This window comes from Paenirhodobacter sp. YD-8 (assembly GCF_056590935.1).
The window spans coordinates 3,165,998-3,191,814 of sequence record NZ_CM152649.1; the positions used below are offsets into that span (position 1 = coordinate 3,165,998).

General features: G+C 69.3%; 20 protein-coding genes and 1 tRNA gene. 3 read left to right on the forward strand and 18 right to left on the reverse strand.

Translation table 11 applies throughout. The features are described from left to right. Positions 1-36: 36 nt before the first annotated feature. The 8 genes from AC0QTQ_RS15365 to AC0QTQ_RS15400 form a co-directional block, all read right to left on the reverse strand. Complete coding sequence (locus AC0QTQ_RS15365) at positions 37-1,968, reverse strand: OmpA family protein (protein WP_480257290.1); 1,932 nt, start codon at positions 1,966-1,968, stop codon at positions 37-39. 130 nt (positions 1,969-2,098) lie between these two features. Next, a complete protein-coding gene (locus AC0QTQ_RS15370; protein WP_480257291.1) occupies positions 2,099-2,659 on the reverse strand; it encodes a CHAP domain-containing protein in 561 nt (186 codons plus the stop codon). A gap of 204 nt (positions 2,660-2,863) precedes the next feature. Beyond that, positions 2,864-3,736 carry a formate/nitrite transporter family protein gene (locus AC0QTQ_RS15375; RefSeq protein WP_480257292.1) on the reverse strand — a complete coding sequence of 291 codons (873 nt, stop codon included), beginning with the start codon at positions 3,734-3,736 and terminating at the stop codon, positions 2,864-2,866. A 63-nt stretch (positions 3,737-3,799) separates the two neighbouring features. After that, entirely contained in the window at positions 3,800-5,404 is a 1,605-nt protein-coding gene (locus AC0QTQ_RS15380) for a sulfatase-like hydrolase/transferase (RefSeq protein ID WP_480257293.1), read from the reverse strand. 165 nt (positions 5,405-5,569) lie between these two features. Next, positions 5,570-6,214: a 3-oxoacid CoA-transferase subunit B gene (locus AC0QTQ_RS15385; RefSeq protein ID WP_480257294.1), complete on the reverse strand. Its 645-nt coding sequence runs from the start codon at positions 6,212-6,214 to the stop codon at positions 5,570-5,572. Beyond that, on the reverse strand, positions 6,214-6,918 hold the full coding sequence (locus AC0QTQ_RS15390; protein WP_480257295.1) for a CoA transferase subunit A: 705 nt from the start codon (positions 6,916-6,918) through the stop codon (positions 6,214-6,216). The genes AC0QTQ_RS15385 and AC0QTQ_RS15390 overlap by 1 nt, the downstream gene beginning before the upstream one ends. Continuing rightward, complete coding sequence (locus AC0QTQ_RS15395) at positions 6,915-8,204, reverse strand: RNA polymerase factor sigma-54 (RefSeq protein WP_480257296.1); 1,290 nt, start codon at positions 8,202-8,204, stop codon at positions 6,915-6,917. The genes AC0QTQ_RS15390 and AC0QTQ_RS15395 overlap by 4 nt, the downstream gene beginning before the upstream one ends. A gap of 60 nt (positions 8,205-8,264) precedes the next feature. After that, positions 8,265-9,515 carry a CobW family GTP-binding protein gene (locus AC0QTQ_RS15400; protein WP_480257297.1) on the reverse strand — a complete coding sequence of 417 codons (1,251 nt, stop codon included), beginning with the start codon at positions 9,513-9,515 and terminating at the stop codon, positions 8,265-8,267. A 427-nt stretch (positions 9,516-9,942) separates the two neighbouring features. Between AC0QTQ_RS15400 and AC0QTQ_RS15405 the strand changes: the two genes are divergently transcribed. Then, positions 9,943-11,922 (forward strand): sigma-54-dependent Fis family transcriptional regulator, encoded by a 1,980-nt coding sequence (locus AC0QTQ_RS15405; RefSeq protein ID WP_480257298.1) that lies wholly within the window; start codon positions 9,943-9,945, stop codon positions 11,920-11,922. Positions 11,923-12,013: 91 nt separating this feature from the next. On the opposite strand, the gene AC0QTQ_RS15410 is transcribed toward AC0QTQ_RS15405, so the two are convergent. The 7 genes from AC0QTQ_RS15410 to AC0QTQ_RS15440 all read right to left on the reverse strand — a co-directional run bounded on the left by AC0QTQ_RS15410 (position 12,014) and on the right by AC0QTQ_RS15440 (position 20,902). Then, positions 12,014-12,844 (reverse strand): hypothetical protein, encoded by an 831-nt coding sequence (locus AC0QTQ_RS15410; protein WP_480257299.1) that lies wholly within the window; start codon positions 12,842-12,844, stop codon positions 12,014-12,016. Beyond that, on the reverse strand, positions 12,841-15,111 hold the full coding sequence (locus AC0QTQ_RS15415) for a hydantoinase B/oxoprolinase family protein (RefSeq protein WP_480257300.1): 2,271 nt from the start codon (positions 15,109-15,111) through the stop codon (positions 12,841-12,843). The genes AC0QTQ_RS15410 and AC0QTQ_RS15415 overlap by 4 nt, the downstream gene beginning before the upstream one ends. A 55-nt stretch (positions 15,112-15,166) precedes the next feature. Further along, positions 15,167-17,323, reverse strand: coding sequence for a hydantoinase/oxoprolinase family protein (locus tag AC0QTQ_RS15420; protein ID WP_121533746.1), 2,157 nt, complete (start codon positions 17,321-17,323; stop codon positions 15,167-15,169). Between the two features lie 99 nt (positions 17,324-17,422). Beyond that, positions 17,423-17,827, reverse strand: coding sequence for an acetone carboxylase subunit gamma (locus tag AC0QTQ_RS15425; protein ID WP_245965265.1), 405 nt, complete (start codon positions 17,825-17,827; stop codon positions 17,423-17,425). Between the two features lie 3 nt (positions 17,828-17,830). Continuing rightward, positions 17,831-19,765, reverse strand: coding sequence for a hydantoinase/oxoprolinase family protein (locus AC0QTQ_RS15430; RefSeq protein ID WP_480257301.1), 1,935 nt, complete (start codon positions 19,763-19,765; stop codon positions 17,831-17,833). A 328-nt stretch (positions 19,766-20,093) separates the two neighbouring features. Then, the gene (locus tag AC0QTQ_RS15435) at positions 20,094-20,372 is read right to left on the reverse strand and encodes an SH3 domain-containing protein (RefSeq protein WP_121533748.1); all 279 of its coding nucleotides are present in this window, start codon (positions 20,370-20,372) and stop codon (positions 20,094-20,096) included. Positions 20,373-20,825: 453 nt separating this feature from the next. After that, a tRNA-Met gene (locus AC0QTQ_RS15440) sits at positions 20,826-20,902 on the reverse strand. Between the two features lie 202 nt (positions 20,903-21,104). On the opposite strand from AC0QTQ_RS15440, the gene AC0QTQ_RS15445 reads away from it, so the two are divergent. Beyond that, positions 21,105-21,812, forward strand: coding sequence for a DUF1796 family putative cysteine peptidase (locus AC0QTQ_RS15445; protein ID WP_480257302.1), 708 nt, complete (start codon positions 21,105-21,107; stop codon positions 21,810-21,812). A gap of 19 nt (positions 21,813-21,831) precedes the next feature. On the opposite strand, the gene AC0QTQ_RS15450 is transcribed toward AC0QTQ_RS15445, so the two are convergent. After that, positions 21,832-22,449, reverse strand: coding sequence for a L,D-transpeptidase (locus AC0QTQ_RS15450; RefSeq protein WP_480257303.1), 618 nt, complete (start codon positions 22,447-22,449; stop codon positions 21,832-21,834). Between the two features lie 113 nt (positions 22,450-22,562). Then, positions 22,563-22,772 carry a YgaP family membrane protein gene (locus AC0QTQ_RS15455; protein WP_121533752.1) on the reverse strand — a complete coding sequence of 70 codons (210 nt, stop codon included), beginning with the start codon at positions 22,770-22,772 and terminating at the stop codon, positions 22,563-22,565. A gap of 147 nt (positions 22,773-22,919) precedes the next feature. Between AC0QTQ_RS15455 and AC0QTQ_RS15460 the strand changes: the two genes are divergently transcribed. After that, on the forward strand, positions 22,920-25,352 hold the full coding sequence (locus AC0QTQ_RS15460; protein ID WP_480257304.1) for a heavy metal translocating P-type ATPase: 2,433 nt from the start codon (positions 22,920-22,922) through the stop codon (positions 25,350-25,352). Between the two features lie 35 nt (positions 25,353-25,387). Here the strand turns inward: AC0QTQ_RS15460 and AC0QTQ_RS15465 are convergent, their stop codons facing one another. Further along, the gene (locus AC0QTQ_RS15465) at positions 25,388-25,777 is read right to left on the reverse strand and encodes a tautomerase family protein (protein ID WP_121533754.1); all 390 of its coding nucleotides are present in this window, start codon (positions 25,775-25,777) and stop codon (positions 25,388-25,390) included. Positions 25,778-25,817: the final 40 nt, after the last annotated feature.

Below are 25,817 nucleotides of genomic sequence, written 5' to 3' on the forward strand. Positions count from 1 at the left end.
GGCCACAAGGCCCGCCTTTCGGTTTCATCCGTGCGCTCAGTTCTGCGGCACGTCGAGCAGCCCGGTGATGCGGCGCACCACGGTGCGGCGGTTCGCGGGCTCCGATCCATAGGTCGGCACCAGCAGCTCTTCCTCGCCATAGCCCTGCACGACCATGTTTTCCGACGGCACGCCGTAATATTCGGTCAGCGCGAGGGCGAGCGATTCCGCGCGCCGGTCCGAGAGCGTCAGGTTGTAGGCCGGATCGCCCACCGCATCGGTGTGCCCCTCGACGAGGAAGACCTCTTCGGGGTTCGCGGCGATCATGTCCTGCATCGTGCGGCCCAGCTCGGCCAGCGCCGGCGCCTGGTCGGGCCCGATCGCCGCCGAGCCCGAGGGGAAGGTGACGTTCTGCACCGTCACCGCCGGGGCCAGCGCGCGCACCTGCTCGATCTGGCGGATCTGCGCTAGGCTGAAGGCCCGGTTCGCCGGGTTCTGCGCGGCCAGCGCCTCACGCAGCGCCGCCTCGTTGTTGCTCGACGAGTAATAGCCCGTGGGCGAGGGCAGCGTGGCGTAATCCACCGGCTCCAGGTCGCGCGAATCGTCGATCAGCACATATTGCCGCCCGTCGGGGTCGATCCGCACCCGTTTCACGATCCGGCGCATCGGGTCGTACAGGGTCACGATCTGCGTGCCGTCGGGCTTCGTCGCGACCGTGCGCAGCGAGCCGTCAGGATAGCTTTCCGAGCTCATCGTCGTGCCGGGCTGACGCATCAGCACGTCATCGTCCTTGATCACCGAATAGGTGCCGTCGGGGTTGCGCACCACGACCCGGTCGCCCGAGTTCGCGGCAACGCGGCTGCCATTGCTCAGCAACGCCCCCACCGCCATCGCGCCGATTCCGAGGATGGCGAGCTTTTCAAGGTCGGACAGGCCGTGGTCCTTCTTGCGGGCGCGCGGCTGGCCGTAGAGGTTGGTGTAGAAGTCCTGCCCCGCGCGACGGGTGTTGTCGCGGGTGAAGACCTGACGCTCGACCCGCACGCCATCGCGCGGCCGGGCCCTCGGGTCGATCCCGGCCGAGAGCGCCTCGTTGCGCGGCGGCTTCACCGGCACCAACCCCTGGAGACCGGGCTGTCGGCGCCCGCCCTGCTGCGCATCAAGCGCATCGCGCAGGTTCGGCGGCAGGCGCTCGGGCTGCGGCTGCTGCAGCCCGGGACGGACCTGCTGCTGACCCGGGATCAGCGGCGCACCCGGCAGCTGATTGCCCGGCTGAGGTTTCCCGGGTTTCGGCTGCACCGGCGGCGGGTTGCCCGGCAACTGGCCGGTCGGCAGCTGATTGCCCGGCTGAGGTTTCCCGGGTTTCGGCTGCACCGGCGGCGGGTTGCCCGGCAGCTGGCCGGTCGGCGGCTGCAGCCCCGGTTGCGGATTCGCGGGTTTCGGCTTCCGGCTGTCGGGCGACTGCTGCAGACCCTGCAGCGAGCTGTGCGGCGGCGTCTGCCAGGTCGGGGCGGTCGGCACGGGCGTGCCCTGCTGCCCCTGCGGGCGCGGCTGCTGGCCGGGCACCGGCAGGCGGTTCTGGTTCTGCAGCCCCACCCCGTTGCCCTGCGATGCCTGCGGCTTCGCGGGCTTGGGTTGCTGCGGCTTTGCCGGCTTCGGCTGCACCAGTTGCGGCTGCAGCTGCTGCAGCTTCGGCGGTTTCGCCGGCTGCGCCGGGCTCAGCCCGGGATTGGCAGGTATTGCCGGGATCGCGCGGGCCGGGGGCTGCTGCTGTTTCGGCGGCTTCGGCTGCTGCTGCTTCGGCGGTTTCACGGCAGTGTCACCACCCCCCCCCTGGCCACCACAGATCTGCCGCGCCTGCTTTGCGGACTTGCCGGCGGCGATCTGCGCCGCGATGCAGGCTGACCCCATGTTGCTCTGCGCCTCGATCACCGTCGGCTGCAGGATCGAAAGACCGGCGACCAGCGCCGTGGTCATCCTGAGGATCTTCATGACTCAACTCCCGTCACGACGGCCACGGGCCGCCGGTTGTCGGGAATATAAGCATATCTGCCGGAAAAAAGTTCCGAGTCGTTCAATCCGCGGCAAAAATACGCGTGATTTGAACCCGGATCGGCTGAACTCAGCCGTTCGCCGCGGCCTTGTAGATGAAGCCGTAGGTCGGATAGACGCTGCCCAGCGTGTTCGGCAGCGTTTCCACCCGCACGCGCGACCAGTCATTCGCCGGCGAGACATCGACCACCGCCATGTCGAGCGACACCTTGTTGCGGTGCCAGTTCGCGTGATCGACGAGGATCCGGCGCTCGGAGACGATGCGCGAGACGACCGCGACATGGCCCATCGGCATGCCGCGGGTGGCGCGGAAGTTCAGAACCGCGCCGACAACCGGGCGCTGCCCCTTCGGATAGAGGTTCGTCGCCTTCTGCCACCAGGTCTTGGCATTGCCCTGCAGATTGATGCCGCTCACCTCGCGCGCGAAGGGCACGCACCAGATCCGGCCGCGCCGGGTCTGCATCGCCGAGGATTGCGCGACGGCCTGCTTCAGCTCCTCGGGCGCGACCGCGGCGACCCGGACGACCTGGTCCTGCTGCTGATGACGGTTTTCCGCATGAACCGGCGTCATGCCGGACAGGAACATCGCACAGCCCAGAACAGCGGTCGCAACAAGCGTCTTCAAGGTCATCAGTTCGCCTTCGCGGATCGGTCGACAGGAGCGGTCTGCCGCATCGCGGCGAAACCGTGCACACAGCAATTCCAGATCGGGTTCCGCAAGCAAAGCCAAGATGTCCCGCCGGCCGGAAAGCGGGCGAGAAACGGCCGAAACTGTTTCAGCGCGTGAGCGGCTTTCCGCTCACGCAAAATCCGATAACGAATTTTTCATGAATTCCTACCGGCGGCTGTCACGCCGATGCCAGAATCTTTCATAGCTGAACTCGGGTTCCGGGCGGGCATGCTCGATTCGGATCTGCGCCCAGATCAGACTCGTGAAGATCACGGTGCCGCCGAGGATGTTGCCCGTCAGCGCCGGCAGGGTGAAGCCGAAGAGCGCGCGGGCAAGGCTCACCTCCCCCGCCAGCAGCAGAAGCACCGCCTCGCAGGTGCCGGCGATGACATGCGAGAAGCCCGCCAGCGAGATCAGCCAGGTCACCAGCACGATCAGGAACGCCCCGGTGCCCCCGGCATTGGGCAGCATCCACACCAGCGCCGCGATCAGCCAGCCCGCCCCGACGCCCAGAAGCAGGGTCTCGAGCGGCCCGGGCGCCAGCGCATGGCGCGAGATCTCGAGCAGCGCGGCGAAAAGCGGCGGGTTCAGCGCCTCGAAGCCCAGCAGCGCCGCCCCGAAGGCCGCGGCCCCGATCAGGTTGAAGACCAGCACCAGCCCCCACAACCGCGCGAGCCGCAACAGCACCGCCCGCCGCGGATCGACGAGGCAGGGGCTGACCGCGGTGATCGTGTTCTCGGTGAACAGCTGCATCTGGCCGAGAATCACCAGCAGGAAGCCGATGCTGTAGCCGAGGTTCTCGACCAGCGGCCGCCAGGGCGCGTCGGGCAGATGTGCGTGAAAGAGCGCCTTGCCCAGCACCGAGAAGCCAAGCGCCAGCCCGGCGATCAGCGCCGACATCATCAGCGCCGAGGCCGGGCGCTGCAGCTCCTCGACGCCTTCGCGGCGGATGAGCTCGAAGACCACCGGCGCCGAGATCGGCGTCGCCTCCTCGATCGCTGCCAGATCCTGTTCACTGATCCCGTCGCTGCCGCTCATCGCACCCTTCCCCGGTTTTCCCGGGCGGGGAACGCGCGGGGCGGGGCGGCGGTTCCCGCCCGCTCAGCCGGAGGCGCTGATCCCGGTCAGGCGCCGGTCGGCGCGCTCCATCCGCAGGTCGAGCATCGCCGCGCGCAGCCGCGCGACATGCGCCCGCCCTTCCGGCGTCTCGGCGAAGTCGCGTGTCTCGGCGGGGTCGGCCTGACGGTCGAACAGAAGCGGCGGCAGCCCGCCGTTGAAATGCACGAGCGTATGCGTCGCGTCGCGCAGGATCGCGGCGTTGCAGCGGGTCTCGGGCAGGGTGAAGGCGCGCTGGAAGCGGGTCGGGGCGCCGGGCTCGGCCAGGTCGATCTCGGTCAGCGCCAGTCCGCGCCAGTCCTCCGGCCGTTCGCCGCGCAGGAAGGGCGTCAGCGGCGCCCCGTCCATCGCCGCGGGGGGCACCCCGCCCAGAAGGTCGAGCAGCGTCGGCGTGACATCGACGGTCGAGACCACATCCGCGACCACCCGCCCCGCCTGCGCGCCCGGCGCACGGATCACCAGCGGCACGTGATGCGCCGCGGCCAGGACGTTGTCCTTGCCCCAATAGCCCTGATCGCCCAGCATCTCGCCATGATCGGCCATCAGCACCAGCACGGTGCGCCCGGCCTGCCCGGTCGCGTCGAGCCAGTCGAGAATGCGGCCGAGATGCGCGTCGACCTCGGCCACGAGGCCAAGATAGACGGCCCGCAGATCGGCGGTGGCGGCGGGGGGGAGTGCCTCGCAGCGGCCGTCGACCCCCCAGTGCAGCCCGAATTGCGACGGCGCCGAGAACCAGGCGTCGCGGAACGGATGCGCGGCACCCGCCGGCACCGGCGCCGGGATGCGCGCGGTCTCGGCAAGCCGGTTCCACGGCGCCGGTGCGACCAGCGGCGGGTGCGGGCGGATATAGGTCAGATGCGCGCTCCACACCCCGTCGCGCCGCGCCTCGAGCGCCTCGAGCGTGCGGTCGGTGAGAAAGGCGGTGTCGCTGTCCTCGGCGCGGTAGAAGGCGGGCGCGCGCAGCCCCTCGCCCATCGGGCGATAGAGGTCGAACCAGCGCGCCGGCAGCGGCTCGGGCAGGTCGTAGCCGCGCCGGCGCAGATGCCCGATCCAGGCCAGCGGCGCCTCGAAGCGCATCTCCACGATTTCGCGAAAGCCGCGGGCGGGCAGCTCGTAGGTGGCGAGATCCGGGTCGCGCGGGTCGCGCTCGGCCGGGTCGGCGGCCATGTCGCAATAGCCAAACAGCAGCGGCTCGCGGCCGAGGCGGCGCAGCTCGGTCGCGAGCGTGGCGTGATGGCGGGCGACGGGCGCCCCGTTGCGGATGCCGCGGTGGTTGAAGGCGTAAAGCCCGGTCAGCAGCGAGGCCCGCGACGGCCCGCAGGGCACCGCGGCGGTGAAGCAATTTGCAAAGCTCACCCCCTCGGCCCGCAGGCGGTCGAGCGCCGGCGTCGGCACGATCCCCGCAAGCGCGCCGAAAACCACATCGGCGCGCAGCTGATCGAGGGTGACCAGCAGCAGGTTCAGGCCATTCGTCACGCCCGCTTCGTCCTGGATCGGCACCGCAACCTCCTGCACCGTCTGAGTTGCCGCATCTTCGGGCAGCGCGGCGGGAATGTCACGCCGCTGCCGTGCCCCGGCCCGTGCGATCATCGGATGGCCAAGACCGCATCGGGGCTTTCGGGTCTGAGAGGGAGAGGGGCGCTGCCCCCTCGGCCTTCGGCCTCACCCCCGGGATATTTGGGGCAATTGGAAGCGCCGCAGGCGGGATGGGATGCGAAGGCCCCGCGGTGGCGCGGGGCCTTCGCGGCGGTCGGATCAGTCGACGATCGTCGCCTCGGTCGCGGCGCGCAGCTGCTCCTCGGTCACGCCATCGGCGAGCTCGACGATGTGCAGCCCCTTGTGCGTCACATCGAGCACGCCGAGATTGGTGATGATCCGGTCGACCACGCCCTGGCCGGTCAGCGGCAGGGTGCAGGCCTTCAGCACCTTCGACTCGCCGTGCTTGTTGGTGTGGTCCATCACCACCACGACGCGCTTGACGCCGGCGACCAGATCCATCGCCCCGCCCATGCCCTTGACCAGCTTGCCCGGGATCATCCAGTTCGCCAGATCGCCCTTTTCGCTCACTTCCATCGCGCCGAGGATCGCCATCGCGATCTTGCCGCCGCGGATCATGCCGAAGCTGGTGGCGCTGTCGAAATAGGCGGTCTGCGGCAGTTCGGTGATCGTCTGCTTGCCGGCGTTGATCAGGTCGGGATCCTCGTCGCCCTCATAGGGGAAGGGGCCCATGCCGAGCATGCCGTTCTCCGACTGCAGCGTCACGTTCACCCCCGCGGGGATGAAGTTCGGCACCAGCGTCGGGATGCCGATGCCGAGGTTCACATAGGTGCCGTCGTGCAGCTCTTTTGCCGCGCGCGCGGCCATCTGGTTGCGGTCCCAGCCCTTCACGAACTCGGCCATCATACTGCCTCCCGCTTGCGCACGGTGCGCTGTTCGATGCGTTTCTCGTGCGTGCCCTGGATCAGCCGGTGCACGTAGATCCCGGGCAGATGGATCAGGTCGGGGTCGATCGAGCCGGTCGGCACGATCTCCTCGACCTCCATCACGCAGACGCGCCCGCACATCGCCGCCGGCGGGTTGAAGTTGCGCGCGGTCTTGCGGAAGATCGCGTTGCCGCTCTCGTCCGCCTTCCAGGCCTTGACGATCGAGACATCGGCGACGATGCCGCGCTCGAGGATATAGGTCACGCCGTCGAAGTCCTTGTGCTCCTTGCCCTCGGCGACCACGGTGCCGACGCCGGTCTTGGTGTAGAAGCCCGGGATGCCGGCGCCGCCGGCGCGCATGCGCTCGGCCAGGGTTCCTTGCGGGGTGAATTCGAGCTCGAGCTCGCCCGACAGGTATTGGCGCATGAATTCCGCGTTCTCGCCGACATAGGACGAGATCATCTTGCGGATCTGGCGGGTGTCGAGCAGCTTGCCGAGGCCGAAGCCGTCGACGCCGCAATTGTTCGAGGCGATGGTGAGGTCCTTGACCCCGCTTGCGACCAGCGCGTCGATCAGAAGTTCCGGAATGCCGCACAGGCCGAACCCGCCCGCCGCAATCGTCATCCCGTCGACCAGAAGCCCGTCCAGGGCCTCCGACGCCGAGCCGTAGATCTTTCTCATGAGGTCCGTCCTCCCTTTCCTCTGTCGCGGGCCGGCGGAATGCCCGCCCGGGCCCGATGATTGGCGACCGCGCGGCGCGAGAGCGCGATGCCGCGCCCGGCCAGAACCGCGACGAGCGCGTCGTCGCCGAGTGGCGCCACCGCCGGTTCGGCGGCGATGATCTCGGCCAGCAGGGCGCGCAGCGCCGGCGCCGGCACCCGGCCCTGCCCGCGCGAGCCGGTGCGCGCGAAGAAGGCCTCCATCGGCAGCATGCCGCGCGGCGTCTGCAGCAAGAGCCCGCTGCGCACCCGGCTGATCGTGCTGTCATGATAGCCGAGCGCGCGCGCCACCTCGGCGCAGGTCAGCGGCACCAGCGCCGCCGGCCCGGTTTCCAGAAACGCCTGCTGGCGCGCGACGACATGGGCCGCCACCTCGAGCACCATGCGGTTGCGGCGCGACAGCGTGCGCGCGATCCATTTCGCGGTGGCAAGCGCGCCGGGCCCCGCCCCCTGTTCCGTGACCGAAATCGCCGGCAGGGCCTCGCGGTTCAGCGCGACCTGCCAGCCGCCGGCCGCGCGCGTGACGATCAGGTCGGGGGCGCGGCGCAGCTCGGGGGCATCGCCGAAATGCGCGCCGGGCTTCGGATCGAGCCGGCGCAGTTGCGCGACGAGCGCGGCGAGGTCCTCGGCGCCGACACCGCAGCGCGCCTGCAAGCTGGCCGCCTCGCCGCGCGCGAGCAGCGGCAGGTTCTCGAGCAGGCGCTGCATCGGCGCGCTCAGCGCCTCGCGGTCGGCGAGCTGCAGCGCCAGGCATTCGGCGAGCGTGCGGGCGAAAAGCCCGGCGGGCTCCATCTGCTGCAGCCGGGCGAGCACCGCCTCGGCCTCGGCCAGCGTGCAGCCCGCCCGCGCCGCCAGCCCCGCAAGCGGCGCGCCGAGCCAGCCGCTCGGCTCCAGCGCCTCGGCCATCACGGCGGCAATCGCCGCCTCGCGCGGGGAGCGGACCAGAAGGCCGATCTGGCGCGCGACATGGGCATGCAGCCCGGGCGCGGCATCGGCCATCCGCTCGGCTTCGCCGCCATCGCCGCCCGCCTGCGGCCGCCAGCGCGGCGGCGCGCGGCCCGGGCGCGGCGCGTCAGGCTCGGGATCGGGCAGCGTGACCTGCAGGCAGGGGTTGTCGGCCGCCGCCGCGACCAAGGCCCCGCACAGCCCGGCGCTGTCCATCTGCAGATACTCGAGCGCCTGCCGCATCGCCTGCGACATCTGCACCGACATCTTCTGCCCGAGCCCGAGGCCCGTCACTGCACGCATCTGCCCCTCCGCCACCGCGGGCCACAGTAGCGCCCGACGCCGGCCGGGCAAGCTCCGGTCTCAGCCATGGCGGCGGATCTCGCCCAGGAACCGCGGCTGGACGATGAACGCCTCGGAGGCGAACTCCTGCCGCGGGGTGAGCGGGACGCGCTCGGCCAGCCAGCTGCGGGTGGGCAGGCCCGGGGTGGTTGCGGCGCGGCGCAGCGCCTCGCGGTCGCCGGGCGTCGCGGCCAGGCGGGTGCGGATCGCGGCCTCGTCGGCGGGGGCGAGATCCTCGCCGATGAAGACGAGGCGGCCGCGCCGGTCGGAGAGCGCCCCGCCGCGCGGCCAGGCCGGCAGGCGCACCGGCAGGCAGGCGGTGCCGTCGACGCATTGCACCACCACCGGCACCTCGAGCCCGGGCAACGCCATCAGCCCCTTCACCCGCAGCAGCCGGCCGCTCCAGGCCTCGAGGATCTGGCCGAGCGCGAGGGCAAAGCCGCGCCAGCCCGGCGCCTCGGCAAACTCGACGACGAAGCTGCGCACCCGTCCCGAATGCGACGGAGCATGGCCCTGCCCCGGAATGGGGAACGGCACGGGCTGCGGCGCGCGCAGCGCGGTCACCGCGCCAAGCCAGTCGGTCGCGTCGGCAGGCACCGCCTCGGCGGCATAGAGCCCCGCGCCGAAGATCGCGGCGGGATCGGCCTCGCCCTCGGTCAGCAGGATCTGCGCGGCGCCGGGGTTCAGCGCCGCAAGTTCGCGGCGCACCGCGGCGGTCTCGACCTGCCCCGCCAGCGCCGATTTCGACAGCAGCAGCCGGTCTGCGAGGCTGACCTGCACCCGCGCCTCGCGGTGGCGCGGCAGCTGCATCCGCGCGCGCTCGCAATCGACCACGGTCAGCACCCCGTCACAGCGGAACCGCGCCGAGACCAGCCGGTCCTCCATCAGCGCGCGCAGGACCGGCGCCGGATCGGCGAGCCCCGTCGTCTCGATGAGCACCCGCGTCACCGGCGCAATCTCGCGCCGCGAGACGCGTTCGTGCAGGCGCATCAGCGCGCGCATCAGATCGCCCTGCACGGTGCAGCACAGACAGCCCGAATCAAGGATGACGAGGCTGTCGTCGATTCGCTCGACGAGGTGGTGGTCGATGCCGATCTCGCCCAGCTCGTTGATGAAAACCGCCGCGCCGGCCATCTCGGGCCGGGCCGTCAGCGCGTTCAGAAGCGTCGTCTTGCCGGCGCCGAGAAAGCCCGTGAGCACCGTCACCGGCACCCGCCCCACCGCTTTTGCCGCAACCGCAAAGGGTGCAGAGCCGTTCTTGTCCATCGTCATTCCTCCCTCTCCCGAAGGAACAGGAAGCAGGTTTCTTGCCAGTTGACCAAGCGGCAATGAAGACCGGGACTTACTGCGGGGCGGAGGCAGGCCGCCCACCCGGCACCGGACGAGGACCGGACGGGAGACGCGGCCGGGCGTCCGGTTTCCGGACGCGGCGATCGGCCCGGCGCATGCCGGGAACCGGACCGGCCATGCCGGAATTGCCGCGCCGCAGCGTCGCGGACCCGGGCTGCGGACCCGCCCGGGGACGGCGCCCCGCCCCCTTCGCGCAAGAGAATTTCCCTTTTCGCAAAGGGGAATGCTAAGCTGCGCGCGAGGAGAGGAGACAGACCCGGCACGACCGGGCACCTGCCGCAGACGTCTCGGGGAGGAGACGGGCGCAGCAGGGGGCGACCGGCCCCTGTCTCCAGGGAGGAGAAGTCACATGCCACAGACGATGCTGCGTCAGCGGTTGTCGCGCCCCGAGAACGACACCCAGATCATGACCTCGTGGGAACGGTTCATGGAGGGGCAGGAACCGGGATCGGACGCGCTGCGCCGGCTGATCGACGATTCATGGCGGCGCTGTCACGGCGCGGTCGACCCGGGACGCCAGAGCGCGCCCCTGCCCGCCATGGGCGACGCGCTGCACGACCTGCTCGCCGACAGCGAGGACCTGATGCAGGCCGGCGCGCCGGTGATCGCCTCGGCCCGCGACTTCCTGTTCGAGACCGGCACGGTGATGGTGCTGACCGACTGCGCCGGCAAGGTGCTGAGCGTCGAGGGGGACAATGCCCTGCGCGACCCGAGCGAGGCGATTCACCTGATGCCCGGCGCTGACTGGAGCGAGGCCACCTGCGGCACCAACGCGATCGGCACCACGCTGCAGATCGGCCAGCCGATCCAGATCCACGCCGCCGAGCATTACTGCTCGGGGATCAAGCACTGGTCGTGCTCGGCCGCGGTGATCCGCGAGCCGGTGAGCGGCGCCACGCTCGGCGCGATCGACATCTCGGGGCTGAACGAAAGCTACAGCCGGCACAGCCTCGCGCTCGCCATCGCCGCGGCGGGGCGGATCGAGAACCGCCTGGTGCAGCGCGAGCTGAAGCTGCGCTATCAGCTGCTCGACCAGTGCCTCGAGCGGCTGCGCGGCCCGGGGCGGGACGGGCTGATCGTCTTCGACCGCTCGGGCCGGCCGATCAAGACGAACGAGCGGGCAGCGGCGCTGATGGCGGAACTGGCGAAGACCGGGGCGGAGGATGCGCAGTCGATCCGCAACCTGCTGCTGCCCTGGAAGAAGGGCCGCGTCGCCCCCGAGAACATGCCGGGCTGGATCGACCACGACTGGATCGAACCGGTGCATCAGGAGGGCGAGCGGCTCGGGGCGGTGCTGGTGCTGCCCGACCGCGCGGCAACGGTGCGGCGCGCCGGGCTGCGCACCGTCGCGCCCCGTCCGGGCGTCGATCCCTTCGACCGGCTGTCCGGAACGGCGCCGGCCTATCTCGAGGCGATCCGCCGCGCCCGGCTCTTGGCAAAAAGCCCCGCGCCCGTGCTGTTGCTGGGCGAGACCGGGGTCGGCAAGGACGCCTTCGCCCAGGCCCTGCACGAGGCGGGGGCGCAGGCCAAGGGCCCCTTCGTCGCGATCAATTGCGGCGGCTTCTCGCGCGAGCTGCTGACCTCGGAGCTGTTCGGCTATGCCGACGGCGCCTTCACCGGCGCGCGCCGCGGCGGCATGACCGGCAAGATCGAGGCGGCCGACGGCGGCACGCTGTTCCTCGACGAGATCGGGGAGATGCCGCTCGATCTGCAACCGCATCTGCTGCGCGTGCTGGAATCGGGCGAGGTCTACCGCATCGGCGAGAACCGGCCGCGCAAGGTGAAGCTGCGGCTGATCGCGGCGACCAACCGCGACCTGAAGACCGAGGCGGGCGAGGGCCGGTTCCGGCTCGATCTGTTCTACCGCATCGCCGTGACCTCGCTGAAGCTGCCGGCACTGCGCGAGCGGATGTCGGACCTGCCGGCGCTTGCCGCGCATCTGGTGGCCCAGATCGCCGCGCGCTACGAAAGCCCGGTGCCGGCGATCGCGCCCGCGGTCCTCGAGGCGCTGGCGGGCCACGACTGGCCCGGCAACATCCGCGAGCTGCGCAATGTGCTCGAGGGGATGTTCCTTGAAAGCGAGGGCGCGATCCTGCGGCCCGAGGCGCTGCCGCCCGAGCTGCAGATCACGCCCCGGCTGATCGGCCTGGCCGAGGCGCTGTCGCCGCTCGACCGGGCCGAGCGCGACGCGATCGCCGCCGCGATCCGGCGCCATCAGGGCAACATGACCTCGGCCGCGCGCGATCTCGGCATCGCCAAGAGCACGCTCTACGTCCGGCTCGACAAGCTCGGACTGAAGGACCACATCGCGCAGCTGCGCGAGGGCTGAAACGGGAAACGGCACCCGGGGTCCCGGGTGCCGTCCCTGCAGCGCGCCCCCTGGAGGAGGAATGGCAGGCGCCGCAAAGCGCGTGGGGCCCTCAGGCCGGAACGGTGCCGCGCAGGCGGGCGACGGCCTCGAGCACCGCCTCGGGCGCATGGGCGACCGGCACCTCGGCGAACAGGAACTGCCCCGCGCCGGTTTCGGGCAGCGGTTCGCCGGCGAAGAGTGTCGCCGTCACGTCGCACCCGGTCGCCGCCGGATCGGCGCCGATCACCGCATCGAAGCCGCGCTGCCCCGGCGCCGCACCGCGTCCGACCACCGCCCAGCGGTAATGCCGTGCGGCATTCAGGATCGGCGCGTAGCGGTCGGCCGGCCCCGGCTCGGCCCCTTCCTCGAGCAGCAGCCCGCCCACCGGCCGGCCTGCCACACAGCGGATGAAATCGGCCATGTACATCGCCGCATCCTCGACCGCGTCGGCATCGACCTCGGCCTCACGTCCGGCCGCGATCTGCGCCTCGGCAAGCCACGCCCCCGGCGCCGGCATCGCCAGCACCAAGGGCACCTGGCCCTGCAGATGGGCGCCGACCGCCACCGTCACCTCGTCGAGCAGCGCCCGCGGGCCCTCCTCCTCGAGCATCCGGCGCAGGGGATAGGGGACGCGCTTCTTCGCCCCCATCTCGGCCGCAAGCCCCGGGTGACGCGCCCGCCAGGAACGGAACATGTCGCCCACGTCGACCACCGCCACATCGCCGCGCAGCAGGCCCCGGGCCTGAGTGAACCACGACAGGTATTTCGCCGCGCCCTCGGCCCAGGGGTCGCCCGCCTCGCCCAGCAGAAGCCGCCGGGCATAGCCCGACGACTCCAGCCAGACCCGCAGCGCCTTCGTGCCCGAACCCTTGGGCAGATCCTCTGCGAGAGACTGGCTCATTGCTTTTCGTCTCCCGGCACACCCGCCGCCGCCAGACGCGCCTCGAGCTCGGCGATGCGCACGTCCTTCGGGTGGACCATGTAGTTCGGCTTCGGCTCGTCGCCGCGGCGGGTCTTGTCGGGCGAGCCCATGTAGAGCGTCTCGACATCGTCCCCCCAGCAGCCGAAATAGGGCAGATGCGCCGGGGGCCTGGGCTGGTTCCAGCCCTTGACGAACTCGGCATAGGGCACCGAGCGGGCGATGCGCGCCTTGCGCTCGTCGGCGCGCGCCTTCTCGGTCGCCTCGAAGTCGATCGCCAGCGTCGCCGGGTCGAACACCACCTTGTAGAGCCGCGCCGCCACCTCGGCCGACATCAGCCCCTCCTCGATGTCCTTGACCACGCCCACCGGGTCGCGTTCGAGCAGGTCGCCATAGCCCGCACCGGCGCCCTGGCTGATCATGTAGAGCTCGCCCCGCTTCGAGATGTCGAAGCCCATGCCCATGTGATGGGTGGTGTAGCGCGCGCCCTCGAAGGGCTGCTCGTTCATGATCTCCTCGATCGAGTGGCGGAATTTCTCCGGCTCGTTCAGCATCACGTCATAGACGTCGACGCCCTGCACCTTCGACAGCGGATAGGTGCCGCAGGCATAGCCGCCGAAGAGACCCTGGATCGGCGGGATCTTCGCCCCCTGAGCCGTGGTCATGAAGCCCCACTGCTCGCTGTCCTTCGTCGCCACCATCATCGTGTAGCCCTGGCCGCCGCGATACTTGCCCGGCGCGATGGCGTCGCGCGTCATCTTCTTCGAGACGAGCTGCAGGAACGGCACGTCTTCCTCGTTCACCTCCTGCTCGCCGATATCGGCCATGGTGGCGAAGATCGGCGCCAGCGCATGTTCGCCATCGCGGTTCGAGGTCGCCCCCGCCCCCATGCCGTTCAGGTCGGCGCAGAGGTTGCCGAGCGTCTCGCCATGCTGGCTGACCCCACCCCAGATGAAGGTGTTGATCATGTTGAAGGCCGGCGCGTGGACCTTGGTGAACTTCTCCGGGCAGGAGTAGAGGAACTTCGCCACCGCGTGCTGGCCCGCGGTGAAGCCGGTGAAGATCGACATCAGCGACTGCGAGTTCGGCGCGTCATAGGAACAGTTCAGGATCGAGTGCGGATCGGTGATCACCTCGATCGGCGCCATCGCCGCCTGACCGCGCGGCAGGTCGGGCCAGATGTAGCACAGGAAGAGCTGCGACAGCATCCCCTTGAGCCCGCCGAGGATGGTGTTCGTCGCCCGGTTGGTGAACTCGGGGCTCGAGCCGCGGAAGTCGAAGGTCAGCTGGTCGCCCTTCTTCGTCAGCGTGCAGTTCACCTTGACCACGCAGTTCTCGCGCAGGGTCGAGTCCTGGATGATGTAGGTGCGCACCGACATGTCCGGCCATTCCGAGACCCGGCGCTTCACCTCGGCGCGCACGTCCTCCATGGTCAGCCGCAGCGTCGAGATCAGCGCGTCGGCGCCGTCGGTCTTCAGCGTCTCCTCGATGCGCTGCTTGATGCGCAGGCAGGCGAAGAGCTTCACCTTCATGTCTTCGAGCTGCAGCTTCGGCTCGCGCACCGAGTTCTGCAGGAAGGTCAACAGGTCGCGCTTGATCTGATAGTTCTCGACCACCTTGAAGGGCGACATCTTCAGCCCCTCGTCCGAGGGGCTTTCCGCCATCGACGGCATGCCGCCCGGCTCGATCGCGCCGTTCTCGCCCTCGTGCACGGTCGAGGCGACCCAGCACACCAGCCGGCCCTCGTGGAAGATCGGCAGGATCATCGACTGGTCGGTGTTGTGCACGTTGCCATAGCGGCTGTCGTTGTGAATGAAGCCGTCGCCGTCGCGCACGCCCACGGTGGGCTCGTTCATCCAGTTCTTGACGATGAACTTGATCGGGTGGTGCACGACCGACGAGAACAGCAGCACGCCGCCCGCCGAGGCGATGGCGAGGTCGCCCGAGGCCGAATAGATGCCGGTGATGACATCGCCCCATTTCGCGCCGGGCGCCGCGCCCATCTGCTCGACCATCTCATAGCCCTCGTCGCAGCCGGCCTGCAGCCGGTCACGGATCTTGGCGATGGTATGGGTGTCGGGGACATTGGCGATGGCGTGCTCCTCGTCGACCGAGCGCGGCATCAGGTCGTGGTTTTGCATGATCTCGGGATCAGGACCGAGGAACAGCGTGGTGTCCTCGAGGAACTTCTTGATCAGCTTCATGTCTTCGGCAGAGGGCGCCGGCCCCCCGGTGGTCATGTCTTTCATGGGAACTCCTCCTGTTGGAATGGGCCCCGGCGCTCCTCTCGCCGGGGCACGCGTGTCAGTGCTTGGTGACCGGGGCCTCGTTGCGCAGGAACCAGGTCGCGCCCTGCTTTGCCGCGACCAGCGTCCAGCCCGGATTGACGAGGAAGGTCGTCACTTCCGAGGCGACGATCGCCGGACCTGCGATCTCGACGCCGGGGTCGAGGTCCTTGCGGGCCCAGACCGGGGTCTCGAAGGCCTCGTCATGGCCGACGAAGTGGCAGGTGCGGTGCCCGCTCGGGGCCGGGGGGGCCGAACGTTCGGGCTTCGGCAGCGGCTTGATGTTCTGGAACTGCACCGTCTCGTGCTGGCGATAGCTCGACACGCGGATGGTGTTGATCCGGATCCCCGCCTCGGGCGCCTGGCTGCCCTCGCCGAAGCGCTTGCCATAGTCGGTCGAGAACTGGTTGATGACCTGCAGCACGTCGCTCGGGCTGTTCAGCTCGTGGATCGGGATCACCGCCGTGGTCTGCACCAGCTGGTTGCCATAGCGCATGTCCAGTTCCAGGTTGTGCTGGATCTGCTCGGCCGGCACGCCCTGGCGCAGCAGGTCCTGACGGCCGCGTTCCTTCAGCTCGGCCACGATGCCGTTGAACCGCTCGTAATCGCTGAAGATCCGCCGGGTGTTGCTGTCGTAAAGCACCATGTAGAGCGACTTCTCGTGGATGTGGAGCTGGTGCATGTTGCCCGCCCCCACCGCCGAGAACACCGAGCTGAGCGGCGGCGCCAGGATCTTGTCGATCGCCAGGTTCTGCGCGATGCCGCAGCAATGCAGCGGCCCGTTGCCGCCATAGGCGAGCATGGTGAAGTCCTTCGGATCATAGCCGCGGGCACGCAGTTCGGTGAAAAGCCCGTTCGCCATGTTGGCGTCGACCTTCTCGCGAATGAGCTTGGCCGCCTCGATCACCGAGACATCGAGATCGTCGCACAGCGCATCCTCGACCGCCGCCTTCGCCCGGCGCGGGTTGAGCGGGATCGAGCCGCCGGCATAGTTCTCGGCGTCGAGATAGCCGAGCAGGAGGTCGGCGTCGGTCACGGTGGGCTTCATCCCGCCGCGGTCGTAGCACGCCGGCCCCGGGTCCGAGCCCGCGCTTTCCGGTCCGCATTTCACCGTCTTGTACATCCGGTCATAGGCGGCAACCGAGCCACCGCCCGCGCCCAGCGTCACCAGATGCACCATCGGCACCGAGACCAGCCAGCGGTCGATGACCGGGTTGAAGTCATAGTGCTTGATGCCGCCCTCGACGACGATGCCGATGTCATAGGAGGTGCCGCCCATGTCGGTCGCCACGACGTTGCCAAGCTCGGCCTGCAGCGACAGGTGCTCGGAGGCGCCGATGCCCGAGACCGGGCCCGAGTGGATGGTCTGCAGCGCGTCGGTCGAGTTCAGCTGCGCCATGCCGCCCGAGTTGTGGATCACCAGCATCGGCTTTTCGTAATTGTGCACGCGCAGGTTCTGCTCGAGCGCGGACAGCGCGTGATACATCGTCGAATGCAGATAGCCGTCGACGATCGCCGAGGTGGCGCGGACGTATTCGCCCTTCCGGCCCGCGACCTGGTGCGACAGGATCACCGGGATCGCGCCCAGGAGATGCGAGGGGTATTCCTCGAGCACGATCTCCTCGATGCGCTGCTCGTGGGCGGGGTTCACCACCGAGTTCACCAGCGCCACGACGATGATCTGGGCGCCGCGGTCGACGAGTTCGCGCAGCTGGCGGCGGACGTCTTCCTCGTCGAGGCCCATCACCAGCTTGCCCTCGAAATCGAGCCGCTCGCGGATGCCGCGGATCATGTGCGCCTCGACCAGCGGGTCGGGACGCTGGGCATTGGGCAGATCCTGCTTGCCCATGTCGTCAAGCCCCTCGCCATAGCCGCGCGCGCGGCTGAGCGGCACGGTGGCCTCATAGCCCGCGGTGACCAGCATGCCGATCTTCGGGCCCTTATGCTCGATCAGCGCATTGGTGCCGAGCGTGGTGGCGTAGCGCACCGAGTCCACCTGCTGCAGGATGTCCTCGAGTTCCAGATCGAGGACCTTGCAGGCCTTGCCCAGGGCCTCGTTGAAGCCCATCGCAAGGTTGTGGTGCGTGGTCAGTGCCTTGGTCTCGATATAGCGCCCACCCCAGACGACGAAGCAGTCGGTGAAGGTGCCGCCGATATCAACGGAAACGCGTTTCATGCTCTCTCCCTGTGCATTGGGTCCGGGGGCTGCCCTCCTCCGGCAGCCGGTCCCGGCAATGGTTGTGCCCCCCGCGCGCGCCGCGGAGGGCGGCGTCGGTCAGTGCGCGTGGCCGCGCCCGGGCACCACGGCGGGGCCGGCATCGGGCAGCATCGCCGGGCCGCGGCTCGCCCATTGCGCCTTCAGCGCGGGCACGTCGACCTGCATGTCCCACAGCGGCGGGTGGCCCGGGGTCGCGTATTCCGTCTCGATCTGGGTGCCGCATTTCGGGCAGCAGAATTCGAGGATGCGCACCCATTCCGGATCGGGGCAGAAGGTGTAGCGATACTTCGCCGGGTCGATCACCGGCGGATGGATCTCGCGCGGGTCGCGGTTGTGCACCAGCAGCCCTTCCTTGTAGTTGCCCGCGGCCGGCGCGATCACGTGATCGCAGACGCGGCACTCCCATTTCTCGGTCTCGAGGTCGATGCGCAGGTATTCGGTCATCGGCACTTTCATCGTCATGGCTTATTCCTCCCGGTCCAGAATGACGTCGCCCGCTTCGGACACGGTGAGGGTCCACCCCGCCGGAATGAGCGCCGTGAAGTAATCCTCCTCGAGGATCGCGGGCCCCTTGGCCCAGTCGCCCGCCGCCATGCCGTTCAGCCGGTAGACCGGCAGATCGGTGCGGCCCTGCCCGGCAACAAGCACCTCGCGCGTGGCTGCCGCCTCGGCGCGGGTCCGGCGGTTGACCGCGACGGTGCGGGTCTCGCCCCGGCGCAGGCTCTTCGTCGCGACGAATTCAAGCTCGACCGCGCCCGCCTTCGCCAGATCGGCGGGGAAGCCCTCGCCCTCGGCCAGCTCGTGCACGACCTCGCCCTCGGTGGTCTCGGTCACCAGACGCGCCGCAACGGTATAGCTGCCCGCCTCGAAGCCTTCGGCGAACATGTCGCGCGCGGCCTTCTGCGCCAGCGCCTCGCGCGCCGTGGCAAGCGCCGCGCTGGTGTTTTCGGGCAGCGTCACCGCATAGCGCTGCGAGACATCGCAGGCGCCGATGCCATAGGCCGAGAACACCGCCGCCATCGCCGGCATCGCCACCCGCGTGATCCCCGCCTTCTCGGCGACACCACAGGCCAGCAGCGGACCGGCGCCACCGAAGGCCATCATCACCGTGTCGGGCGAGATCGTGGTGAAGCGGTGCAGCTCGTCCGCGACCTTCGCCTCGAAGGCGTCGGCCATCATCGTCACCGCGGTCTCGAGATCGACGCCCAGCGGCTCGGCGATGTTGGTGCGGATCGCCGCCTCGGCGCGGCCCGCATCAAGCCCCATGCCACCGCCGAAATAGGAGGCGGGGTCGAACAGGCCGGCGAGAAGGCTGGCGTCGGTGATCGTCGCCTCCTTCCCGCCGCGGCCGAAGCATGCGGGGCCGGGGAGGGCGCCCACGCTGTCCGGACCGATCACGATCTTGCCGTCCTTCACCTTGAACACCGAGCTGCCGCCGGCGCCGGCCGAGATGATCTCGCACAGCGGGAAGGAGACCGAGATCCCCTCGACATGTCCGCGACGGATCTCGGCGACCTTGCCCTCGGTGCACTGGCCGATGTCGGTGGTGGTGCCGCCGACGTCGATCGAGACCGCATCGCGGAAACCATAGAGCGCGGAGAAGGCCTTCACCCCCTCCATGCCGCCGCGCGGGCCCGAGGAATAGGTCTTGATCGCCACCGTCTTCGCCACGCGCGAGGCGTCGCCGTCGTTGCGGAAGATCAGGAGCGGGTTCTTCGTGCGGTATTCGCGCAGCCGGTTCTCGGCCTGGAACAGGAAGGCCTCCATCGACGGGTGCAGGAAGGAGTTGATCAGCGCCGACCAGGCGCGGCGGTCGGGGTTGCGGTCGACGGTGAGGTCCGAGGCATAGAGCACCGGCACCGCCCCCAGCAGGTGGCGCGGATACTTGCGCAGCACGATCTGCTTCACCCGTTCCTCGGCCTTGTGGAAGCCCTCGCCGGTGAAGCAGATCACCAGACGGTTCGCGCCGGCGGCGGTGAGCTGGTTGATCGTGCGCACGATCGCGACCTCGGCCTCGGGCGTCTCGAGCGCGTCGGTCTCGACAAAGCCCACCCGGTCACCGACGAGCGCGGCCCAGACCTCGGCATCATGGGTGGCCAGCTGCGCGGGCAGATCCTCGGCGCCCGTCGCGAGAATCAGGCCGAGCTTCGGCCCCTTGCGCTCGCAGATCGCGTTGGTGCCCTGCGTCGTCGAGTAGCGGATCAGGTCGACTTCCTCGAGCAGCCGCTTCACGTCGGTCGCGCCATAGACGACCTCCGAGGCCTTCTGCAGCCCCTCGAAGAAGCATTTCGACAGATCGTAGGGCGTGGTCAGGACCTTGGTCTTGGTCACGCCGTCATCCGACATGATGCAGACGTCGGTGAGAGTCCCGCCGTTATCAATGTTAATCTGAAATGCCATTGCGCATTTCTCCTCCCATACCTGTTGCGACGGCGCCTCCTGCGCGCCGGGGCCTCGGCAGATGCGGGAAAGGCTCCTCCCCCTCCACGCGCCGACGAACCTGTCAGCGAAGGAAGCAGGGTTGATGCCAGATCGGGCCGGTTGCCGCGAAAATCGCACAACCTTCTGTTTTCGAAAGATTTTATAAAATCATGCAGAGCGGGAGGGCCGGGCCGGGGGCCGCGACCATCCGGCTTTCGGTCACCGTCCGCCACGCGGGCGGACGCCCGGACGGATCAGCGCGCCCGGCACGGACGGGCACACGCGACAGGGGGCAAGCAGATCGCCGTCAGCGATGCGCGAGATACTCCGCCGAAACATATCCCGAGACACTGGGCTTGTCGGTCAGATAGACCTTGCACCAGACCTTGCCGTTGTTCGTCACACAGTTCTGACGGGTAAGACGCGTTCCGTCCGGCAGGCCGATGATGATCTTGCGGTCAAGGCCCGGACCCTCGCGAAGCTTCAGAAGGTCATCCGGCCCGGCGCCTTTGACGACGGCACCGGAACCGAGCGCACATCCGGTTGCGATCACGAGGGCGAGGAGCGCAGCAAAATGAGGTCGCATGATCTGTCCTGAATCGTTTCGCCATCCATACGACACCCGCAGGCGAAAGGACAGCGGACAGGAAATGGACGCGCATCAGCAGCGCATCGGAGCGCCGGCTCCGATCCGGCCAGGCGAGGGGCCCACCCGAGGATTTCACCCGGCGCCAGTCACGCCACCGCGTCGGAGAACGAGGCGAAGTGGCAGGCGATCGGCCCGGCAGATGCCTCGAGACTTGCATCGGCATCCGCACTGCAGCGCTCGATGCCGCTGGGCGCTCACCACGACCTTTCTTGACGGCGGCGAGGTTCCGATGCCGGCCGGGGAGGGATAGCCGGCGAAGCCCTATCCGAGCCGCGACTCGGCAGCGGCGATTTCGCCGGGGAAGCGCCGGGCGAGAACGCAAACCGCAAGCCGCCCTGACGGTCCGTCCGGGTGATCCGGCGATTTCTCTTCAGAAGCTGGGGGAAGTTTTGGTGGCGAGGGGGGGACTCGAACCCCCGACCCCGTGATTATGAGTCACGTGCTCTAACCTGCTGAGCTACCTAGCCACGCTGTGGCGCGTAGCTATGCGATGGCGCGCGGGGCGTCAATAGGCTTGCGCGAAAAATCTGCGCCCGCCCCGCACGGCGGGCATCGGCAGGCCCCTGCCCCGCCCCCGGCACCGCCGACAGGCCTTCGGCGGTGGATTTCGGCCCGGAAACCCCCTAGCCTCGGCGGGCAGACCCCCGCCCCCCGAGCACGAGACCCGCAGTGACCACAGCCAGCCCCGGCGTCGCCTTCTATTCGATCGGAGAGAACTGTCTTGGCCACGGCGTCTTGCAGCGCCACGGCGTCGCGCCGCTGCTTTCCACGCCGTTCAGCCACGCGCGGTCGAACATCGACTATGCGACGCAGCTCGTCGAAACCGATTTCGTCGACATGCTGACGCCGCGGTTCCTGCACCACGAGCAGCGCAACAAGACGCGGATGCCGGTCCATTCGCTCTATACCTGCGAGGCCGGACTCTATGAGAAATCCGTCTGCAACGGCTTCGAATTCTCGCATCATGACGTGATCGACGATGCCGAGAACCGCGCAAGCTACCTGCGCAAGGCGCAGCGGTTTCTCGACGGGCTGAGCGGCACCGGCCCGGCGTGTTTCCTCTATCACTACCGGCTGCACCGCACTCAGGACATCGCGCGGGTGGCGGCCAAGCTGCGCCGGTTTCAGGAGCTGTGCCGTGCCCGCTCCGGCCGGCCGATCTCGGTCACGATGTTCACCCAGCGCCTCGTCGGCAGCGACGACCAGCGCCGGGTGGAGTTCCTGCGGCCCGACGGCATCCCCGTGGCGATCCTGCACACCCGGCACAAATGGTGCGGCACCGATCCCGAGCAGTTCTGGGGCCGGGTCGACGACGATCTCTTCGCGCGGATGATCGGCGCCTTCGAGTTTCACGCGGCAACGGCCGGGACCTTCTGACCCCGGCCCGGGGCCCGTCTCAGTAGACCGTCACCGGCGTGCCGACCGGCACCGACTGGAACAGCTCGATGACGTGGTCGTTGACCATCCGCAGGCAGCCGTTCGACACCGCATGACCGATCGAGCTCGGCTCGGTGGTGCCGTGGATGCGGATCGCGGTGTCGCGGCCGTCCTGATAGAGATACATCGCCCGCGCGCCGAGCGGATTGTTCGGGCCGCCGGGCATGCCGGTCTCGGCATATTTCGCGTAATGGTCGGGCGAGCGCTTGACCATCTCGGGCGTCGGCTTCCAGCTCGGCCATTCGACCTTGCGCCCGACATAGGCGGTGCCGCGGAATTTCAGCTCGTCCTTGCCCACCGCCACGCCATAGCGCATCGCCTTGCCCGGCGCGATGACGTGGTAGAGGAAGAACTTGTCCGAGACGATGATGATCGAGCCCACGGCCAGCTCCGGCCGGACGTTCACCTCGGTCGGGTAATAGCGCTTCGCGATCGGCCATTGCGGCGCCGGTTTCTCCGGCGGCAGCACCTCGACCGGGTTCGAGGCGGAAGAGCCGGTGGCGGTGGTCTGTGCGGCCAGGGCAGTGCCCGCGAAGGACAGCACGGCGAGGGTGGTCAGAAGGGTGCGGCGAAGCATCGCGGTCTCCGGTTATCGTTGCGGCAAGGCTATCAGGGCGCCTTGCCCCCCTCAACGGAAAAGGAAAAGGGCGGGTTCCCCCGCCCTGTCCCGAAATCTGTCCGGCGCGGGGCTCACTTGCCCTGGAAGGCGCAGCCGGTCTTGAAGCCGAGCTTCGAGAAGATCATCGCCGCCGGGCAGAAACCGGTGAAGGCCGACTGCAGCAGGTTCAGGCCGATGAAGACGGTGAACCACAGGAAGTAATGCGAGACATACCAGGTCAGCAACACGCTGATCAGGACCATCACGCCGGCAAAGGCGAAGATCGTGCGGTCGAGGTTCATGGGGGGACTCCGTGACGGGGGTGGATCGGTTGGAAGGCGCTTTCGCCCCAGCTAGCATTGCCGCAACACAAATTCAAGTTCAGGAATGTTTTCCGGAGAGTTGACCCGGGCGGGGGCGCGCTCCAAGTGAAGCATTGGAGGTGCCCGATGTCCAAGACCACGTTCACCATCGACGGAATGCATTGCGGCGCCTGCACCGGCCGCGTCGAGCGGGCACTGAGCGCCGAGCCGGGCGTGACCAGCGCCACGGCGAACCTGATGGCGCGCTCGGCCCGGGTCGAGTTCGAGGCACCGGCCACCCCCGCCTCGCTGGCCGCGGCGCTCGCGAAGGCGGGCTATCCGGTCAACCGCGCCGAGGCGACGCTCGACATCACCGGCATGACCTGCGCGAGCTGCGTCAGTCATGTCGAGCACGCGCTGACCGCGCTGCCCGGGGTGATCGAAGCCTCGGTCAACCTGGCCACCGAGACCGCGCAGGTGGGCTATGCCCAGGGCGCCGTCGCGCCCTCCGAGATGGTGAAGGCGGTCGAGGGCGCGGGCTATGGTGCGCGCGTCGCCACCGCCGATGCCCCCGCCGCGCCGGTCGCCGAACGGCAGGCGGCCGAGGCGGCAAAGCTGAAGCGACAGGTGTTGATCTCGGCCGCGCTCACCCTGCCGGTCTTCGTGCTGGCCATGGGCACGCATCTGATCCCCGGCTTCCACATGGCGGTGATGCACACGATCGGCGAGCGCGCGAGCTGGTGGATCCAGCTGGTCCTCACCGCGCTGGTGCTGGCCTTCCCCGGCCGGGTGTTCCTGCGCATCGGCATCCCGGCCCTGCTGCGCGGCGCGCCCGAGATGAACTCGCTCGTCGCCATGGGGGCGCTGGCAGCGTTCCTCTATTCCGCGGTGGTGACCATCGCCCCGGGCCTTCTGCCCGTCTCGGCCCGCTCCGTCTATTTCGAGGCAGCGGCGGTGATCGTCACGCTGATCCTTGTCGGCCGCTGGCTCGAGGCGCGGGCGAAGGGACGCGCGGGCGAGGCGATCTCGCGCCTCGTCGCGCTGCGCCCGGCAACGGCCCGCGTCGCGCGCGAAAGCGGCACCGTCGAGCTGCCGGTCGAGGAACTCGCCCCGGGTGACATCGTGCTTCTGGCCCCGGGCGAACGCGTCGCGGTCGACGGGCTGGTGACCGAGGGGCATGGCTGGATCGACGAATCGATGCTGACGGGCGAGCCCGCCCCGGTCGAGAAGACGCCGGGCGCTGAGATCACCGGCGGCACGGTGAACGGGCAGACGGCGCTCGCTTTCCGCGTCACCGCGACCGGCACCGACACGGTGCTCGCGCGCATCATCGCGCTGGTCGAGGAGGCGCAGGGCCAGAAGCTGCCGGTGCAGGCGCTGGTCGACAAGATCACCCGTGTCTTCGTGCCGGCGGTGATGGGGCTGTCGCTGCTGACCTTCGCGATCTGGATGCTGGCGGGGCAGGGCTTCACCCATGCCCTCGTCGCGGCAATCTCGGTGATGATCATCGCCTGCCCCTGCGCGATGGGGCTGGCAACGCCGGTCTCGATCCTTGTCGGCACCGGGCGGGGCGCGGAACTCGGCCTGCTGTTCCGCCGCGGCGACGCGCTGCAGCGCCTGTCCGAGGTCAGGACCCTCGCCTTCGACAAGACCGGCACGCTGACCCTTGGCCACCCCGAGCTGACCGATCTGATCCCGGTCGCGGGCATCACTGCGGAAGACGCACTTGCCACCGCCGCGGCGCCCGAGGCGCGTTCGGAACATCCGCTGGCCCGCGCGATCGTGGCGGCGGCCGCGGCGCGCGGCCTGCCCCTGCCCCGCGCCCGCAAGGTCGAGGCCCTGCCCGGCCGCGGCCTTTCGGCCGAGGTCGATGGCAAGACCGTGCTTCTGGGCAATGCCCGCGCGATGACCGAGGCGGGCGTCGACATCGGCCCGCTCGCGGCACAGGCGCTGGCGCTGGCGGGTGAGGGCAAGACGCCCATCTACCTTGCCCGCGACGGTGCGGCAGTGGCGCTTCTGGCGGTTGCCGACCCGATCAAGGAACACGCGGCCGAGGCGGTCTCGGCGTTGCAGGCGGCCGGCATCGAGGTGGCCCTCGTCACCGGCGACGCGAAACCCACGGCCGAAGCGGTGGCGCGGCGGCTCGGCATCACCCGGGTGGAGGCCGAGGTCCTGCCCGAGGGCAAGGTCGCTGCGGTGAACGCGCTTGGCGGCAAAGGCGCCGTGGCCTTCGTCGGCGACGGCATCAACGACGCGCCGGCGCTTGCGGCGGCGGATGTGGGGCTTGCGATCGGCACCGGCACCGACGTCGCGATCGAGGCGGCCGAGGTGGTGCTGATGGGCGACGACCCGCGCGGCGCGGCCCGCGCGCTCAAGCTCTCGCGCGCGGTGATGCGCAACATCCGCGAGAACCTGTTCTGGGCCTTCGCCTATAACGTCGCGCTGATCCCGGTGGCCATGGGCGTGCTGCGCCCCTTCGGCGGGCCCGGCCTGTCGCCGATGCTCGCCGCGGGCGCGATGGCCTTTTCCTCGGTCTTCGTGGTGACGAACGCGCTGCGCCTGCGCCGCGCCCGGTTCTGACCGGAAGGGGGGCGGTCACCGCCCCCCGCCTGCGCTCACAGCTCGCCGGTCAGGAACTGTGCCCGGCCATGGCCGAAGGACCAGTCCTCGTCGCCGTTCTCGGTGAAGGAGATCATCACGTCACTCGGCGCGATGCCGCATTTCGCCTGCAGATCGGCGCAGAGGTTTTCATAGAAGGCCACCTTCGCCTCGCGCCCGCGCGGCCGCGACACCACGTGCAGCATCACGAATTTCTCGGTGCGCGGAATGCCCAGCCCGGTGTCGAGCGCCTTCAGGTGGCTCGGCGCGTGCTCGGTCAGGATCTGATAGCGGTCGCCCTGCGGCACCTTGAAGGTGCGCACCATCGCCTCGTGGGCGGTGTCGAGCAGCAGCTCGATCTCTTCCGGCGTGCGGCCCTTGATGACGTGGTATTGCATGAGAGGCATTCGGTCTTGCTCCTGTTGGGTCGTTCTTTCCCCCCGTTGC